This window comes from Polaromonas sp. (assembly GCF_012927415.1).
Lineage (GTDB): Bacteria > Pseudomonadota > Gammaproteobacteria > Burkholderiales > Burkholderiaceae_C > Polaromonas.
Window position 1 is genome coordinate 1 of the sequence record NZ_JABBPF010000072.1, and the last position, 15,748, is coordinate 15,748.

Genomic DNA, 15,748 nt, shown 5'->3' on the forward strand with positions numbered 1-15,748 from the left:
TGGCTGATAACCCGGCCGCCCAAGTTCTTTACATTCATGCCGAGCAGTTTGTATCGGATGTGGTCAAAGCCTATCAGCGCAAGACTTTTGACGAGTTCAAGGAACGTTATCACTCTCTCGATTTGCTGCTGATTGACGATGTGCAGTTTCTGGCCAACAAGGACCGCACGCAGGAAGAGTTCTTTAATGCCTTTGAGGCCTTGCTGACCAAAAAATCTCACATTGTGATGACCAGCGACACCTATCCCAAAGGATTGACCGACATTCATGAACGTCTGGTGTCGCGCTTTGACTCCGGCCTCACCGTGGCTATCGAGCCGCCAGAGCTTGAGATGCGCGTCGCCATCCTGATCCGCAAAGCCGATGTCGAGGGTGCCGTCATGCCCGAGGAAGTGGCATTTTTTGTTGCGAAAAACGTGCGTTCCAACGTACGTGAGCTGGAAGGCGCGCTGCGCAAGATCCTGGCGTATTCACGCTTCAACCACAAAGAAATCTCCATCCAGCTGGCGCGGGAGGCCTTGCGCGATCTGCTGTCGATTCAAAACCGGCAGATTTCCGTGGAAAACATCCAGAAAACAGTGGCTGATTACTACAAGATCAAGGTCGCCGACATGTATTCCAAAAAGCGACCGGCCAGCATCGCCCGACCACGCCAGATTGCCATGTACCTTGCCAAGGAGTTGACGCAAAAAAGTCTGCCGGAAATTGGCGAACTGTTTGGTGGCCGCGACCATACCACCGTCCTTCACGCGGTGCGAAAAATGGCCGCCGAACGCCAACTGATGACTGAACTCAACCAGCAGCTTCATGTGCTGGAACAGACGCTTAAAGGGTAAATATCAAGCCTTTTTAAGGTTTCCCATGTGTGTTTGACGCGGCCAAGACTACTTTGCCAATTGTGGGGATAACTTTTGGACAAGTCATGACTTGCCCACAGAAGCCGATGACAATCGAAAGTTGCTCCTATTGGACAAACATTTTCAAGGCCTTTTGGAACATGCTTAAACAAACGCCAAGTAGTTGATTAAAAAAGGGAAAATGATGCTATCCACAGATTTAGCTGGTCCCTATCACTACTACTAATCTGAATTAGAGAATTAAAGATAAAGACAAAAGGAAGACATGATCGTTCTGAAAGCCACTCAAGATAAGTTTTTGTCGGTACTGCAATCGGTCGCTGGCATTGTGGAGCGCAGGCACACCTTGCCCATTCTGGCCAACGTGCTGATTCGTAAAACCGGCGCGCAACTGCAGCTGACCACCAGCGATCTTGAGATCCAGATCCGCACGACTGCCGAACTTGATGGCGATGCGGGTGACTTCAGTACCACGGTAGGGGCGCGCAAGCTCATTGATATCCTGCGCTCCATGCCGAGTGACCAGACGGTGTCGCTGGAGTCGGCGCAGAGCAAGCTGATACTGAAAGGCGGCAAGAGCCGCTTCACGCTTCAGACGTTGCCTGCAGAAGACTTTCCGTTGGTGCAAGAAGCTGCCAGTTTTGGCCCCATGTTCTCGGTGCCGCAAAAAGTGCTCAAGGAACTGCTGAATCAAGTGTCGTTTGCCATGGCGGTGCACGATATCCGCTATTACCTCAACGGTATCTTGTTTGTGGCGGAAGGCAAGCAGCTGAGCCTGGTCGCCACCGATGGCCACCGGTTGGCTTTTTCATCGGCCATGCTTGACGTTGAAGTGCCCAAGCAGGAAGTGATCCTGCCGCGCAAGACGGTGCTTGAAATGCAGCGTCTGCTTAGCGACAAGGAAGGCGCGATCGAGATGCAGTTTGCCGGCAACCAGGCCAAATTCAGCTTTGAAGGCATGGAATTCGTGACCAAGCTGGTAGAAGGGAAGTTCCCGGACTACAACCGCGTGATCCCCAAGAACCATAAAAACATCATTACGCTTGGGCGCGTGCCGCTGCTGGCCTGCCTTCAGCGCACAGCGATTCTGACCAGCGAAAAATTCAAGGGCGTGCGGCTGAACATTGAACCCGGCACGCTTCGTGTGGCATCGAACAATGCCGAGCAGGAGGAAGCGGTCGACGAGCTCGACATCGACTACGGTGGCGAATCCATAGAAATCGGTTTTAACGTTACCTACCTGATTGACGCGCTGGCCAACATGGACCAGGACATGGTGAAGATCGAGCTAGCGGACTCCAACAGCTCCGCGTTGCTCACCATTCCGGACAACGCCGCTTTCAAGTACGTGGTGATGCCAATGCGCATTTGATGCGCACTGGACGCTGAAGACGGCTGAAACGATAGACAGACCCGCGACGCTTCGCGGGTTTGGTCATTCAAGAGATTGCAGAAATTGGGAAAGAGCTGGCCATGATTGAAGAAAACAAACCGAACGAAGCTGAACAAGTCCACGTCTCCGACGGCGCTGCAGGCGAGGGAAGTTCTAATTTCCAGCCGAAAATCGACACCAATCAGGCTGGTGCGTCGGAAGCTTACGGCGAAGGTTCAATCCAGATTCTTGAAGGTCTGGAAGCCGTTCGCAAGCGGCCCGGCATGTACATCGGCGACACCTCTGATGGTACCGGCCTGCATCACCTGGTTTTTGAGGTGGTGGATAACTCGATTGACGAATCACTGGCCGGCCACTGCGATGACATTCTTGTCACGATCCATTCGGACAATTCCATCAGCGTCGTTGATAACGGCCGCGGCATTCCGACCGGCGTGAAGATGGACGACAAGCACGAACCCAAGCGCTCAGCGGCTGAAATTGCGCTGACCGAACTACATGCCGGTGGCAAGTTCAACCAGAACAGCTATAAGGTGTCGGGCGGCCTGCATGGCGTGGGCGTGAGCTGTGTCAATGCGCTGTCAAAAATGCTGCGTCTGACGATTCGCCGCGACGGCAAGGTGCATGTCATGGAGTTTTCACGCGGTTTTGTGCAAAACCGCATCGTCGACACCGTGGGCGGCGTGGAAGTGTCTCCCATGAAGGTGCTTGGACCCACCGACAAGCGCGGCACCGAAGTTCACTTTTTGCCAGACACCGATATCTTCAAGGAAAACAACGATTTTCACTACGAGATATTGAGCAAGCGGCTGCGCGAACTGAGCTTTCTGAATAACGGCGTGCGCATCCGCCTGAAAGACGAACGCAGCGGCAAGGAGGACGACTTTGCGGGCGCCGAGGGCGTCAAAGGCTTTGTGGCCTTCATCAACAAGGGGAAGACCGTGTTGCACCCCAACGTATTTGCCGCCATGGGCGATCGTCAGAGCGATCAGAACACCAACATTGGCGTTGAAGTTGCCATGCAGTGGAACAGTGGCTACAGCGAGCAGGTGCTTTGCTTCACCAACAACATTCCCCAGCGCGACGGCGGCACCCACCTGACTGGCCTGCGCGCCGCCATGACGCGTGTCATCAACAAATACATCGACGACAGCGAATTGGCCAAAAAAGCCAAGGTCGAAGTGACTGGCGACGACATGCGCGAAGGCCTGTGCTGTGTGCTGAGCGTGAAGGTGCCCGAGCCAAAATTCAGCAGCCAGACCAAGGACAAGCTGGTGAGCAGCGAAGTGCGCGGTCCGGTGGAAGATATCGTCAGCAAGCTGCTGCATGACTACTTGCAGGAACGCCCCATCGACGCCAAGATCATCGTTGGCAAGATCATTGAAGCCGCCCGAGCTCGTGAAGCTGCCCGCAAGGCGCGTGACATGACGCGCCGCAAGGGTGTGCTCGACGGCATGGGCCTGCCCGGCAAGCTGGCCGATTGCCAGGAAAAAGATCCAGCGCTGTGCGAAATCTACCTGGTCGAGGGTGACTCCGCAGGGGGCTCCGCCAAGCAGGGCCGCGACCGGAAATTCCAGGCGATCTTGCCGTTGCGCGGCAAGATCCTGAATGTTGAAAAAGCCCGTTATGAAAAGCTGTTGACCAGCAACGAAATTCTGATTTTGATCACGGCGCTGGGCACCGGTATTGGCAAGGGAGGCGGCGTGGGTGGCACGCCGGGTACCGATGACTTTAATGTCGCGAAGCTGCGCTATCACCGCATCATCATCATGACCGACGCCGACGTTGACGGCGCGCACATCCGCACGCTGCTGCTCACCTTCTTTTATCGCCAGATGCCCGAGTTGGTCGAGCGCGGCCACATCTATATTGCCCAGCCGCCGCTCTACAAAGTCAAGGCCGGGAAGGAAGAGCAATACCTGAAAGACACCGCAGCGCTTGACGGCTTCTTGTTGCGCATTGCGCTGAAAGACGCGGCGGTGCAGACCGGAGCCGACGAAAATGGGGTGCTCTCGGGTGACACTCTGGCCGAGCTGGCGCGCAAGCACCAGCTGGCAGAGTCGGTTATCGCCCGTTTGCGCGGGTTCATGGACGCCGAAGCCCTGCGCGCGATTGCTGACGGTGTGTCGCTGAACCTGGACACCGTGGCTGACGCCGAAGCCTCAGCGATTACTTTGCAAGCCAAGCTGCGCGAGCTGAACACCATGGGTGCGCCGGCCGATGTCGCGGGCGAGTTTGATACTCGCACCGACAAACCGATTTTGCGCATCAGCCGCCGCCATCACGGCAACGTCAAGAGCAGCGCGTTGACGCAGGATTTCGTCGTCGGTGCCGACTACGCCATCCTGGCTGAAGCCGCCGCCACGTTCAAAAGCCTGATCGGCGATGGCGCCAAGGTCATGCGCGGCGAAGGCGAACGAAAAAAAGAAGAAAAAATCGGCGATTTCCGCCAGGCCATGCGCTGGTTGATTGCCCAGGCCGAAAATGCCACCGCGCGCCAGCGCTACAAGGGACTGGGCGAGATGAACCCCGCTCAGCTTTGGGAAACCACCATGGACCCCAAGGTTCGCCGCCTGCTCAAGGTGCAGATCGACGACGCAATCGAAGCCGATCGCGTGTTCACGATGTTGATGGGCGACGAAGTCGAACCGCGGCGCGAGTTCATTGAACAGAATGCGTTGCGCGCTGGCAATATTGATACTTGAGGCTGCAGGTTGAGCTCCGGTTGCAAACTCCCCGGTTTTTAGTCCGAGCAAGACCTGTTCTCTGTTTTAGTCCAAATGCTCCCTACCGCCGTCATCGACTTTGAAACCACTGGCATCTCACCCGCTTGCGGCGATCGCGCTACCGAGGTCGCAATTGTGCTGCTCGAAGGTGGTCGGGTGGTCGACCGCTTTCAGAGCCTGATGAATGCCGGCGTGCATGTTCCGGCCTTCATCACCCGGCTCACCGGCATCACCAACGCCATGGTCGCCATCGCGCCCACCGCCGCGCAGGTGATGCACGACGCCAGCCGTTTTGTCGGCAGTGCGCCGCTGGTGGCGCACAACGCTGCGTTTGACCGCAGGTTCTGGCAGGCCGAGCTGGCCCACGCCGGGCTGGCCGCAGCGCAGCCTTTTATCTGCACCCTGTTGCTGTCCCGCCGTCTTTACCCGCTGGCGCCCAATCACAAGCTTGGCTCGTTGGTCAACTACCACCGCCTGCCACGCACGGGTCAAGCCCACCGGGCGCTGGCCGATGCCGAAATGGCCGCTGCGCTGCTGGGGCAGATTAAACACGATCTGCGCCACCGTTGGGGTGTGGCGCAACCGGACCACGCCCTGCTTGTGGCGCTGCAGCGCTGTGCCAAGCCAGCCGTGAGCGGGCTGCTCCAGCGCTGGGCCCAAACTCATTCTCCTCGGGACTGCCTGGCCGTCCCGGCCATTGCCTGATTTTTAATTGGCAACGGTTGGAGCAACCAGCGATCATGCACCGGGACGTCGCGCCAGAAAAGGTTCGCACCAGCAGCCGCGCGACATCCGTTACCCTTCACCCATGCGCGCTTTTCCCTGCATGACCTTGTCCGTTGCCCTGTTGCTGCTGGCCGGTTGCGGCAGCTCACCACCGATTTCGCGGGGCATACCAACCCGACTCTCGTCCGAACAAGCCAGTGACATTGCCATCCACGCGCTCGGCTTGGTGGGCACGCCCTACCGCTACGGCGGGAACACGCCTGAAAGCGGTTTTGACTGCAGCGGGCTGATTGCTTATGTCTACCGCAACCGCACCGGCGTGACGCCGCCGCGCACCGTGGCGCAGATGAGCGACTTTGGTCAGCCAGTCGATGCCGGCGGCCTGCGCACGGGCGACCTGGTGATCTTTGGTGCGGGCCGCAACTCCACCCATGCGGGCATTTATGTAGGCGAGGGGCGTTTTGTGCATGCACCGACCACCGGCGGCATGGTGCGGATGGACCCGCTTAACTCTGCGTACTGGTCGCGCCAGAAGGCATCGTTACGCCGCCCCTCATCGTTGCGGTGCGCCCGCTGCACCCGCCCGCGCGGCGGCAACAATGGTGGCCCGGGCCCTACGCGACACTGGCGCTGGTGGAAAGCAGCCGCGCCGCCATTTCGCGGGTGCTGCACGGCGCTGACGACCGGCTGGTCGTCGTCGTCGGGCCATGCTCCATCCACGACCACGGCCAGGCCATGGACTACGCCCGGCAACTCAAGGCGCAGGCCGACGTGCTGCAGGATGAGCTGCTGATCGTCATGCGCGTGTATTTTGAAAAACCCCGCACCACCGTCGGCTGGAAGGGCTACATCAACGACCCGCATCTGGACGGCAGCTTTGCCATCAATGAAGGCCTTGAGATGGCGCGCCAGTTGCTGCTCGACGTGCTGGCGCTCGGCCTGCCGGTAGGAACCGAGTTCCTGGACCTGCTGAGTCCGCAGTTCATCAGCGACCTGGTGAGCTGGGGCGCGATTGGCGCGCGCACCACCGAGAGCCAGAGCCACCGCCAGCTTGCCAGCGGCCTCTCGTGCCCGGTCGGCTTCAAGAACGGCACCGACGGCGGTGTGAAAGTGGCCACTGATGCCATTCAGGCGGCGCAGGCTTCGCACGCCTTCATGGGCATGACCAAGATGGGCTTGGCCGCCATTTTTGAAACCCGCGGCAACGACGACTGCCATGTGATTTTGCGTGGCGGCAAGCAGACCAATTATTCGAAAGCCGACGTTGACGCCACCTGCGCGCAGCTTTTGGCCGCCGGCCTGCACCAGCAGGTGATGATCGACGTTTCTCACGCCAATAGCAGCAAGCAGCACCAGCGGCAGATCGCCGTGGCCGCCGACGTGGCCAAGCAGGTCGCTGCGGGTGACACCCGCATCATGGGCGTGATGATTGAAAGCCACCTGAACGAAGGCCGGCAGGACATCGTTGCCGGCCAGCCCTTGAAGCATGGCGTCTCGGTGACCGATGCGTGCATTAGCTTTGACCAGACCGTGCCGGTGTTGCAGGGCTTGGCGGCGGCGGTGCGGGCTCGGAGAAACGCTTCCTGACCTACAGTCTGACCAGACTGACTAGATAGGAACTTCTCATGTCGACATGGCAATTGCAGGAAGCAAAGTGCAAATTCAGCGAAGTAGTGGAGCGAGCCCTGAGCGAAGGTCCGCAAGGCATCACGGTGCGCGGCGAGCCCGTGGCCGTGCTGATTTCGCGCGCCTGACGTATTCCAAACCCGGTTTTGTGGCGTTCATGCGCAACTCTCTGTTGGCCGGGCTGGAACTGGACACCAGACGACAACCCCGCTCGATCCGTGGGAGACGGCGGAGCGGTGAGCGAGCTCAATGGATGCGGCCCGGGGGTGACTTTCATCACCCATATCCTTAAGCTCCCGCTGGGAGCTGGTCGGAAACCAGAGGCTGAACTTGAGCGGCTTGGTTGAAAACCCGCTGTGTTTGACGTAGTTCATAAATCCGGCATGAAACCGGTGTTGACCCTCGCCGTAGCAGTCGGTCGGCTTCAAAAGCGTTGCATGCCTCGACAAACTGCGAGGATGAGGCCGGGGATTGTGCTAAGTCTTTCTTGGCGAAGTTCCCTGCTTATGAATGCCGGTCCTCCGCAGCGTTCGGCATTCTCAAAATTCATGTTTTTCGAGAAGATTTGGCAGATATTTCGCCCAATAGACGCCTGCTTTCTTGCAAAAGCTGCTCAAAAGCTTCGTTGGCGAGAACCGATGTCATCTCAAAATCCTTAGCGTACTTTAAATTCCGTTTCCTGAAGTGACCTCCGGTAGCGGCCGTTGTTGTTACCGTCGCGACCAGCCGCAGCCGGCCAGAAGCGGACCTTTGGTCGACAGCGCCGGGTCGATGCGATCACCAACCGTTTTTCGGCCTGACCGCCAGCGCCACAATCGCTACACCGGCGGCGACAATCAGCGCGTCCTCGATCAAACCGCTGCGGGTCTGACCAATGCGCGCCATTGCGCGCTCACGGCCTGCCAGCGTCAGGTAGGCAAGAGGTACGGCGGTTGCAACCGCCGTTAAAGCGCCGGCCTGTTCCCGACCACGGGGAGCCAATGCGGCGCCGGCGATGCCTGCGCTCATCACGCGCGCCAGTAGTCCCAAAAAAACAGTACGGTCAGGCGCGGTCTTCATCTTGTCGGCGAACAATTCGCCAACCCCCATGGCTAAGGCGCCGTTCCTGAACAGAGGTCGGTTCAGCAGGACTAGTCGCCCGGGGGTGCGAAGGCCTAGAACCCGTGCTGCCGCGATACAGGCCATTGGCGTCATGGAACGCGCACTGGCAACCGCGCCGATCAGGGCGGAGAAAAGCAAACCGCTATGTTTCATGTTTCATCCCGTAGGTAATACCAACAAGGTCATCGTGCTTGGACCCGCCTCTTGCAAGAATGGGCACAACACTTGAGCGGTCGTAGGACGGGGGCGTACGGCTCAATCAGCGCCACCAACGCGGCCCCGGGCACCACCCGATTCATTCCGCACAGAAATTCTCACTTGCGAGTCTTCTTGATGACCAGTTCGAATCCACTTCTGGCAAGGCTAATTTGTTTCATCAGTGTTGAACGTTTAGCCGCACAGTCGGGCTGATTTGTGCAGACCTTCCCTAAACAGAAATGGCATCCAAAAAAATAGTCGTTCGGTGATGATGCAAAAACGCATGGTCGGGGCCGAATCGCTCTGGCATTTCAATTGGTTGATTTTTTAGTGGTAGAAAAAATAGTTTTTAAAAACTTTATCACTCTTGCGAATCTCGTCCGACAACATAACTCGACCATCGTCATTCAGTGAAATAAGTCCTTTGTCAAACGCGCGGTCATGGATGGTTGACAAGCAAAGTCGTTGCCTGGGTTGAGCCTGTTTGTCCTGTCACTGCTCCACGGAACAATATGAATTGCAATCAGTGATCGCGAGCCGGACAGACCGGACATGCAGCAGCGGCCTCGGTAGCTGGTGAGCACGGCGCGTCGGAAAAAATGCTGCTTGATCCTTTGTGTGGCAGGCGTTTGCCGGATTTCCACTGTGAAATCCTCTGGCACTAGATCGTCGTCTTCGGGCTCCAACTTTTTTACTGAATTCTTGCCTAGCTGCTGTTGAAGTAGCTGGCATTCGACGGCAAGTCTTTCCCAATCCGAGTGGACTTCGTCCCACACCGCGTGATCCAGTGCTGACGCATTTCCCAAGCCAACCCAACCTGTGCTTGTAATGGCCGGATCAATGCTTGCGATGTTGAGCATCTTCATGGCAACCCCGTCGGATGCGCGATCGATAACTTTTGCCAATACGGCTCGTCCCACGCGGCTGCATCGCCGGGGGTCGGTCCGGCTTCGTGCTGGGGATTTTCCCCGGCCGCCCTGGTCCGTTTTTTGACGCTGTTTTTTAACCAGTGGTTTTCCCAGCCTTTCGACGGTTTGGCGATGGTCCAGATGGCTGGTGAACGCGGCCAGCGTGCCGTGGGTGGAGGTTTCGTAGCGCCTGGCCTCATACACCGAGCCGAGCGGTGCAGCATCGCGCGCCGCGCTTTCAGCTTCTTCGCCTCGCAGGTTCTTGATTTCTGCGCGCGGAGCGTTCAAGGCATTGCGTTTCATGCGTTTGAGCTGGTTGGCGCAGGTCTCAACGAGGCGGTCCAGTTGCTCAATGTCATCGATGGTTTTTTCAAGGCGGTTGGTCCGTGAGGCCGAGAATTTCCGGTTGACGGCGACATAAAACGCAGCTTGTTTGCGTCGTTGGGGCTCGGCGGGTAATGACGACTGCTGGGCGTTCGCAATCCGCCGATCCGGCACCCCGGCCGGGAAACCGTCATGGGTCGCGTTTGCACACGCGGCCTTGTCTGACACCGCTGCCGCCTCTTCCGTCCAAGAATAAAGATGTACTCGGTGTTGGCGTAGCACCGGGGCAGCGCCCGCAGGCGCTTGGCCAGTCGCAAGCAGGAGAGCACCATGACCTACAAGCAAAACCCACGAGATGAGCAAGTCCCCAAGACCGGCAAGGTCGAAAACGACAGTAATAAGCTCGGCGAGCAAGATGCCACTCAGTTAAATCAGGGCAAGCGCACGCCGGACAGCCGCAGCGACCGCGAGGCGCATGTGGGCGGGAGCAACCAGTCGCAATCGCGTCGCGGGCCGGTGGGAACGCCCAAGCGCTGAGCGCCGGTGCCTCAGGGCACGGCACTGCTGACTGTCTTTAAACGGGGATAAACCGCCCCACGGGGCGGGCTGAAGAGCTGGCCGTAGCCGGGACTCGCTAGACCGGCCGTTGCAGACCAAACTTCTCGGTAACCGACTGGATGCGCTTTTTTTTCCAGAAACCGTGGCCTGCAATTTGCTTCGTAGCGCGCAGTTTTTGAGTCATAAGCGCTTCACGTCGTTTATTTATGGCTATAGTTTGCTATGCATTCAATAGCAAATTATAAATCTTCGTTGCCAGGTAAGGGCCACATCCGGGCTGCACAACCCAATCCCTTTTCTTTTGGCTGCAGGCAACATCATGGGCGTGATGATGGGGCTGGTATTTACTCTGGGCGCGCACTCAACCCGCATCGTGGCCGACGGCTGGCGCATTGCCATGATCGGGCGGCTCGGCGAAATCTCCTGGAAAGCCCTGTTTGCCTTGCTGTCCATCGCCGGCTTCGGTTTGGTGGTGTGGGGCTTCGGCCTGGCGCGGCAGCAACCCCTCGAGTTGTGGTGGCCGCCGTTTTTCATGCGCCCCGTGGCGTGGGTGCTGATGCTGTTTGCCTTCATGTTGCTGGCGGCCGCCTCTGTGCCGCGCAATGCCATCAAGGCTCGGCTGCATCACCCGATGGTGCTGCGCGTCATGGTCTGGGCGCTGGCGCATGTGCGGTTTTTTTGCAGCTTTTTGCTTTGGTCTGTTTTGAGCTCTCGCGCCGCCCGAAAACGTGATCTTGCCAGCACGACGATTTACCCAGCTGCCACCGTTTTCGGCACAGTCTTGACAACAGTGGCGGGCATTGCGGCCTGGGCCGTGTTTGCGTTCTGGGCGCATGGCCTGTTGATCGGCATTCGGCCAGTCTGGTGGCGCTGGCTGGGCTTTCCTCCAACAGTGGTCAATTCCTGGGTAGCGCTTGCTGACAGGCGTTACATCAAGCACGCGCCTTTGTTTCGTATCGTGAAAAAACTTTTAGTTGTGAGCGCTTGCTTACGATAATGGGCTTATGAGAGCGTCAATGTGCATCGACTTACAAAATCAACGAAGCCGACACCCGAGCAACATTTTGGCGGGGGAAGATGAACGCTTCGTCAACACAGGAGCTTCAATGCCCGTTTCCAATTCGTGCCGAATCCAGAAATCTTCCCTTGAGACCTTTGTCGCGCTGCCACGTTTCTTGCAGGTCGTTCCTTCGTTGCTGGTGCTCACCACGGCCATTGCGTGGGGCACTTCATCGCATGCCGGTGGACGGGTGCCTGACAGCGGCTTGCGCAACGACACGGCCGTGACGGTGGCGGCGGGGCCTGTCGGGGAGTTCGGCGCCAGCGCAGGGGTCGGTGTGGGTACGAGCGCGCCGGGAGGCTCTCAAGCGACGACCGGCCTCAATTCGGACCTGCGTGCTGGGGTCGATGACAACGTCACGGCCGGTCAGCGCAGGACGGCCACCGGCGGGGCCGATGCGGGTAGGGGGGCGCAGCCGGCAGCCGGGTTGAAGGCCTCAGCTGGGGTGAACGGCGCGACCGAAAGTGAAAGCGCGGGCCGCACGTTGGGCGGTCGGCGCAATACCGGGCAAGCGTTGGGCCGCTCAGTGGCGTGGACTGGGAAAATGACATCCCGGGCTGCCAAAGCCGATGTTTCGGGCCGCGTGAAAGGTGAGGCACAGGGTGCCGCAGGCGGCGGGGCCGGCGCAAGTGCTGGAGCCGTTTCAGGCGTCACCCTTGGTAACTGACGGATTTGACCCGTCGATGGTGGGTCTTTCGCTGACGCAGCAGTTGCCGAAGGTCAATTGCTGTTTCTGTTAGCCGGTTAAAGCGAAAAAAATGCGGCAAGTCCAGTAAGTACGGCTTTGTTCTGCTATAGAAAAAATAGCAGAATCAGTGTTCGGTGGCGCTGCAGGGCCGGCCTGCGACGCGCGCTTGCCGGTGCTGGCTACTTGTCAGGCAACTCGATCTTGACTTCAAGTACATCCAGGTTGTCTTGCCGCTCAAGGTTGACCTTGATGTCGTCGGGATTGATATTGATGTATTTGGAGATCACGGCGATCAGGTCGCGCTGCAGCGCCGGCAGGTAGTCCGGCTGATGGCTGCTGCGGCCCGAGCGTTCGTGCGCCAGGATGATTTGCAGCCGTTCTTTGGCGACGCTGGCGGTTTTTTTCTTTTCACCGAGCAAAAAGGACAGGAATGAAGCCATGGCGATTTATTTTCCTCCGAACAGGCGTTTGAGGAAACCCGGCTTTTGTGCGTCAATGAAGCGCATGGGTTTGTCCTCACCCAAAAAGCGGTCGATCACGTCCTTGTAAGCCTCCGACACATCGCTGCCCTGCATGTGCACGGCGGGAACACCCTGGTTGGAAGCCTGCAGCACCGCTTCCGACTCGGGAATCACGCCGATCAGCTTGATGCGCAGGATGTCCTGGATGTCTTCGAGCGAAAGCATCTGCCCCTGGTCGACACGGCTAGGGTTGTAGCGGGTGATCAGCAGGTGTTCCTTGATCGGGTCGTCACCGTTGATGGCACGTTGCGTCTTGCTGGCCAGCATGCCCAGAATGCGGTCGGAGTCGCGCACCGACGACACCTCCGGGTTGGTCACCACCAGCGCTTCGTCGGCGAAGTGCATCGCCATCAGCGCGCCGGTCTCGATGCCGGCGGGCGAGTCGCAGACGATGTATTCGAAGTCCATGTCGGCGAGGTCCTTGAGGATTTTTTCCACGCCGTCCTGCGTCAGCGCATCCTTGTCGCGGGTTTGCGATGCCGCCAGCACGAACAGGTTGGGGCACTGCTTGTCCTTGATGAGGGCTTGATTGAGCGTGGCTTCGCCCTGGATGACGTTGATCAGGTCATACACCACGCGGCGTTCGCAGCCCATGATGAGGTCGAGGTTGCGCAGGCCGACGTCAAAGTCGATGACGGCGGTTTTGTGGCCCCGCAGGGCAAGACCGGTTGAAAAGCTGGCGCTGGTAGTGGTTTTGCCCACGCCGCCTTTGCCGGAGGTCACCACAATGATTTTTGCCATTCGTAAAAGTCCTTAAAGAATTGATTGGGCGGATAGCGTGTTTCAGCGGTCTAGCTGTTCATGGGTGTCATTACCAGCCGGTCACCGTCGGCACCGTCTTCCCCCGGCATCAGCCGCACCTGGGCTGGCTGGCCGGCGACTTCGGGCGGCAGCGGATTCTCGCTGGTGCGGTAGACGCCGGCGATCGACAGCAATTCGGCCTCCAGCGCCAGCGCGAAGATGCGCGCATCGGTGTTGCCGCGCGCGCCGGCCATGGCTTTGCCGCGCAGCGGCGCATAGACGTGGATGTGGCCGTCGGCAATCACTTCGGCCCCGGCATTGACCATGGCCAGCACCACCAGGTCGCGGCCGCGCGCATAAACCTGCTGGCCGGAACGAAGCGGCTTGTCGATCACCAGCGCGCCCAGGGGCGCTGCGGGCGCCAGGGCTGCGGGCAGTGGAGCCGACTGGCGTCTGGTGGCTTCCGGGGTGGGCTTGGGGGTCAGCAGCTGGGCGTCGGGCGCGCCTGGCAGGCCGGCCTGCCAGGCTGCTGCCATCTGGGCGGCGCTGCCGCCCTTGACGGCGATCGGCACCACGCGGTAGCTGACGAGCAGGGCGATCAGCGCGGGAAAATCAATTTCGGTATGGCTTGTGCCGGCAGCCTGTAGCGGTGACAGGTCAATCACCAGCGGATCCTGGTCGAAAAAATCAGGAATGTCGCCAAAGCGCAGCGCCAGCTCGCGCGTCAGAGCGTCCAGCGCAGTGGACCTGAGCAGCAGCGCCACCAGTGGCAGGTTGGCGCTCTTGATTTCAAACGTGGCCGGCGTGTTGGCGGGGGGGGCAGCAGTCATGTGCGATGCAGGGCGGTTTAAGCGTGGAAGACAGCACGGGCCCGCGCGGCTGGCGTCGAGAATTGCGCTGGGAACAGCGCCGAGGGTAGCGCAAGAAAGACCGCATTTGCCCGCATGAAAAGCTGGATTTGTGAGCGTATGAAACGCCTGGCCGCCATGGCAGGCCGACAGCGCGCGGGCAGCCCGTCTTGCAGCGGGCTTTGTTCATCAAAGTCTTCAGGCATTGAATGCATGCAGATTGCGCCCATATAAAAATGTTAGGAACAAAAAGGGACATTATCCCGGAACTTGATGAACGTTTTGACGCTGATTGGGCTAAGCGCCCTGATGCATGGCTATATCGGCCTGCGCCTTTTGCCCGCGCTGCCTGGCGGCGCCGGAGACCAGCTTTGGCTGCTCGGCATCCTCTGCCTGTCGGCGTTGCTGATGCCGTTTGGCCTGCTGGCCCGGCGTGTAGCCAGGCCGCCGCTGGCCGATCTGCTGAGTTGGGCGGGCTTGCTTTGCATGGGTTTGTTTTCATCGCTGCTGGTGCTGACATTGTTGCGCGACGCGGTCTTGGGTCTGGTGTGGCTGATGGTGCTGGTGTCGCCCGGCGCGCTGCCACTGGCGCAATGGCGCAGCTTTTCTGCCCAGGCGGTGCCGCTGCTCGGCGGCATGGTCACGCTGATGGGCTTTATGAACGCCAGACGCACGGCGGCGGTGGTGCGGATCAACGTGCCGATCAGGGATTTGCCGCTCGCGTGGCAGGGTTTTACCTTGGTGCAGATCAGTGATATTCATGTCGGACCGACCATCCGGCGGCCTTACCTGCGCCGCATTGTGGACAGGGTCAACGCGCTGGAGGCTGATCTGGTGGCTATTACCGGCGACCTGGTCGATGGCCGGGTGAGCGAGCTGGCCGCGCATGTGGCGCCACTGGCTGATTTGCGCTCGCGTCACGGCACGTTTTTCGTGACCGGCAACCATGAGTATTACTCGGGTGCCGATGGCTGGATTGTGGAGCTGCGGCGGCTCGGGCTGACGGTGCTGCTGAACGAGCATGTGGTGATTGCCCATCCCGACGCGGCAACGGCGCGAGGGATTCCTTTGGTGCTGGCCGGTGTGACCGATTACAGCGGGGGCCATTTTGATCCAGCGCATCGCAGCGACCCGGTGGCCGCGCTGCGCGGCGCGCCGCTTGACGCGGTTCGCGTGCTGCTGGCGCACCAGCCGCGCAGTGCGGCTGCGGCGGCTGAGGCCGGCTTTGATCTGCAGTTGTCGGGCCATACCCACGGCGGGCAGTTTTACCCCTGGAATCTGTTCGTGCGGTTTCAGCAGCCTTTCACCGCCGGGCTGAACCGGCTGCAAAACCTTTGGGTCTATACGAGCCGGGGCACCGGTTATTGGGGGCCGCCCAAGCGCTTTGGCGCACCTTCTGAAATTACCTGCTTGACGCTGGTCGCTGCTTGACTTCCCGTCCGGCCCGCGCGTGGGCGGATCGTTGGACGTAAC

At 59.3% G+C, this 15,748-nt stretch carries 14 protein-coding genes and 3 pseudogenes; 11 read left to right on the forward strand and 6 right to left on the reverse strand.

Annotation, left to right across the window (positions count from 1 at the left end; genetic code table 11):
* The 7 genes and pseudogenes from dnaA to HHJ19_RS07445 form a co-directional block, all read left to right on the forward strand.
* A partial coding sequence (gene dnaA, locus HHJ19_RS07415; RefSeq protein WP_296905471.1) for a chromosomal replication initiator protein DnaA occupies positions 1–836 on the forward strand: 836 nt, incomplete at its 5' end.
* Positions 837–1,122: 286 nt separating this feature from the next.
* Positions 1,123–2,229, forward strand: a complete 1,107-nt coding sequence (gene dnaN / locus HHJ19_RS07420; protein WP_296905473.1) for a DNA polymerase III subunit beta — start codon at positions 1,123–1,125, stop codon at positions 2,227–2,229.
* Positions 2,230–2,330: 101 nt separating this feature from the next.
* Positions 2,331–4,955: a DNA topoisomerase (ATP-hydrolyzing) subunit B gene (gene gyrB / locus HHJ19_RS07425; protein WP_296905475.1), complete on the forward strand. Its 2,625-nt coding sequence runs from the start codon at positions 2,331–2,333 to the stop codon at positions 4,953–4,955.
* 75 nt (positions 4,956–5,030) lie between these two features.
* The gene (locus HHJ19_RS07430) at positions 5,031–5,681 is read left to right on the forward strand and encodes a 3'-5' exonuclease (protein WP_296905476.1); all 651 of its coding nucleotides are present in this window, start codon (positions 5,031–5,033) and stop codon (positions 5,679–5,681) included.
* A gap of 103 nt (positions 5,682–5,784) precedes the next feature.
* Positions 5,785–6,255: pseudogene (locus HHJ19_RS07435) on the forward strand (C40 family peptidase); the annotation flags it as partial.
* A gap of 2 nt (positions 6,256–6,257) precedes the next feature.
* A pseudogene (locus tag HHJ19_RS07440) lies at positions 6,258–7,289 on the forward strand (3-deoxy-7-phosphoheptulonate synthase); the annotation flags it as partial.
* A 38-nt stretch (positions 7,290–7,327) separates the two neighbouring features.
* Positions 7,328–7,456, forward strand: coding sequence for a type II toxin-antitoxin system Phd/YefM family antitoxin (locus HHJ19_RS07445; protein ID WP_296905478.1), 129 nt, complete (start codon positions 7,328–7,330; stop codon positions 7,454–7,456).
* Between the two features lie 649 nt (positions 7,457–8,105).
* On the opposite strand, the gene HHJ19_RS07450 is transcribed toward HHJ19_RS07445, so the two are convergent.
* The 3 genes and pseudogenes from HHJ19_RS07450 to HHJ19_RS07460 all read right to left on the reverse strand — a co-directional run bounded on the left by HHJ19_RS07450 (position 8,106) and on the right by HHJ19_RS07460 (position 10,087).
* On the reverse strand, positions 8,106–8,582 hold the full coding sequence (locus HHJ19_RS07450; RefSeq protein WP_296905480.1) for a hypothetical protein: 477 nt from the start codon (positions 8,580–8,582) through the stop codon (positions 8,106–8,108).
* Between the two features lie 89 nt (positions 8,583–8,671).
* Positions 8,672–8,806: pseudogene (locus HHJ19_RS07455) on the reverse strand (IS5/IS1182 family transposase); the annotation flags it as partial.
* Positions 8,807–9,034: 228 nt separating this feature from the next.
* Positions 9,035–10,087 carry a DUF892 family protein gene (locus tag HHJ19_RS07460; protein ID WP_296905482.1) on the reverse strand — a complete coding sequence of 351 codons (1,053 nt, stop codon included), beginning with the start codon at positions 10,085–10,087 and terminating at the stop codon, positions 9,035–9,037.
* Positions 10,088–10,189: 102 nt separating this feature from the next.
* Here HHJ19_RS07460 and HHJ19_RS07465 point away from each other — a divergent pair, with 102 nt between their 5' ends.
* The 3 genes from HHJ19_RS07465 to HHJ19_RS07475 all read left to right on the forward strand — a co-directional run bounded on the left by HHJ19_RS07465 (position 10,190) and on the right by HHJ19_RS07475 (position 12,144).
* Positions 10,190–10,396: a hypothetical protein gene (locus HHJ19_RS07465; RefSeq protein WP_296905484.1), complete on the forward strand. Its 207-nt coding sequence runs from the start codon at positions 10,190–10,192 to the stop codon at positions 10,394–10,396.
* Positions 10,397–10,718: 322 nt separating this feature from the next.
* Positions 10,719–11,414, forward strand: a complete 696-nt coding sequence (locus tag HHJ19_RS07470) for an NnrU family protein (protein WP_366929388.1) — start codon at positions 10,719–10,721, stop codon at positions 11,412–11,414.
* 109 nt (positions 11,415–11,523) lie between these two features.
* Entirely contained in the window at positions 11,524–12,144 is a 621-nt protein-coding gene (locus HHJ19_RS07475) for a hypothetical protein (RefSeq protein ID WP_296905486.1), read from the forward strand.
* A gap of 200 nt (positions 12,145–12,344) precedes the next feature.
* Here the strand turns inward: HHJ19_RS07475 and minE are convergent, their stop codons facing one another.
* The 3 genes from minE to minC are packed head-to-tail and all read right to left on the reverse strand — an operon-like array spanning position 12,345 to position 14,257.
* Positions 12,345–12,605 carry a cell division topological specificity factor MinE gene (gene minE / locus HHJ19_RS07480; protein ID WP_296905488.1) on the reverse strand — a complete coding sequence of 87 codons (261 nt, stop codon included), beginning with the start codon at positions 12,603–12,605 and terminating at the stop codon, positions 12,345–12,347.
* 6 nt (positions 12,606–12,611) lie between these two features.
* On the reverse strand, positions 12,612–13,427 hold the full coding sequence (minD, locus tag HHJ19_RS07485; RefSeq protein WP_296905489.1) for a septum site-determining protein MinD: 816 nt from the start codon (positions 13,425–13,427) through the stop codon (positions 12,612–12,614).
* 50 nt (positions 13,428–13,477) lie between these two features.
* On the reverse strand, positions 13,478–14,257 hold the full coding sequence (gene minC / locus HHJ19_RS07490) for a septum site-determining protein MinC (RefSeq protein WP_296905491.1): 780 nt from the start codon (positions 14,255–14,257) through the stop codon (positions 13,478–13,480).
* 291 nt (positions 14,258–14,548) lie between these two features.
* On the opposite strand from minC, the gene HHJ19_RS07495 reads away from it, so the two are divergent.
* The gene (locus HHJ19_RS07495; protein ID WP_296905493.1) at positions 14,549–15,706 is read left to right on the forward strand and encodes a metallophosphoesterase; all 1,158 of its coding nucleotides are present in this window, start codon (positions 14,549–14,551) and stop codon (positions 15,704–15,706) included.
* The last annotated feature ends 42 nt before the right edge of the window (positions 15,707–15,748 follow it).

What these genes read in the sequence shown, in the direction of transcription:
- minD (WP_296905489.1), bottom strand. Translation starts at nt 13,427, where the DNA reads ATGGCAAAAATCATTGTGGTGACCTCCGGCAAAGGCGGCGTGGGCAAA.
- gyrB (WP_296905475.1), top strand. Translation starts at nt 2,331, where the DNA reads ATGATTGAAGAAAACAAACCGAACGAAGCTGAACAAGTCCACGTCTCC.
- HHJ19_RS07450 (WP_296905480.1), bottom strand. Translation starts at nt 8,582, where the DNA reads ATGAAACATAGCGGTTTGCTTTTCTCCGCCCTGATCGGCGCGGTTGCC.
- minE (WP_296905488.1), bottom strand. Translation starts at nt 12,605, where the DNA reads ATGGCTTCATTCCTGTCCTTTTTGCTCGGTGAAAAGAAAAAAACCGCC.
- HHJ19_RS07430 (WP_296905476.1), top strand. Translation starts at nt 5,031, where the DNA reads ATGCTCCCTACCGCCGTCATCGACTTTGAAACCACTGGCATCTCACCC.
- HHJ19_RS07495 (WP_296905493.1), top strand. Translation starts at nt 14,549, where the DNA reads ATGAACGTTTTGACGCTGATTGGGCTAAGCGCCCTGATGCATGGCTAT.
- HHJ19_RS07445 (WP_296905478.1), top strand. Translation starts at nt 7,328, where the DNA reads ATGTCGACATGGCAATTGCAGGAAGCAAAGTGCAAATTCAGCGAAGTA.
- HHJ19_RS07465 (WP_296905484.1), top strand. Translation starts at nt 10,190, where the DNA reads ATGACCTACAAGCAAAACCCACGAGATGAGCAAGTCCCCAAGACCGGC.
- HHJ19_RS07475 (WP_296905486.1), top strand. Translation starts at nt 11,524, where the DNA reads ATGCCCGTTTCCAATTCGTGCCGAATCCAGAAATCTTCCCTTGAGACC.
- minC (WP_296905491.1), bottom strand. Translation starts at nt 14,257, where the DNA reads ATGACTGCTGCCCCCCCCGCCAACACGCCGGCCACGTTTGAAATCAAG.
- dnaN (WP_296905473.1), top strand. Translation starts at nt 1,123, where the DNA reads ATGATCGTTCTGAAAGCCACTCAAGATAAGTTTTTGTCGGTACTGCAA.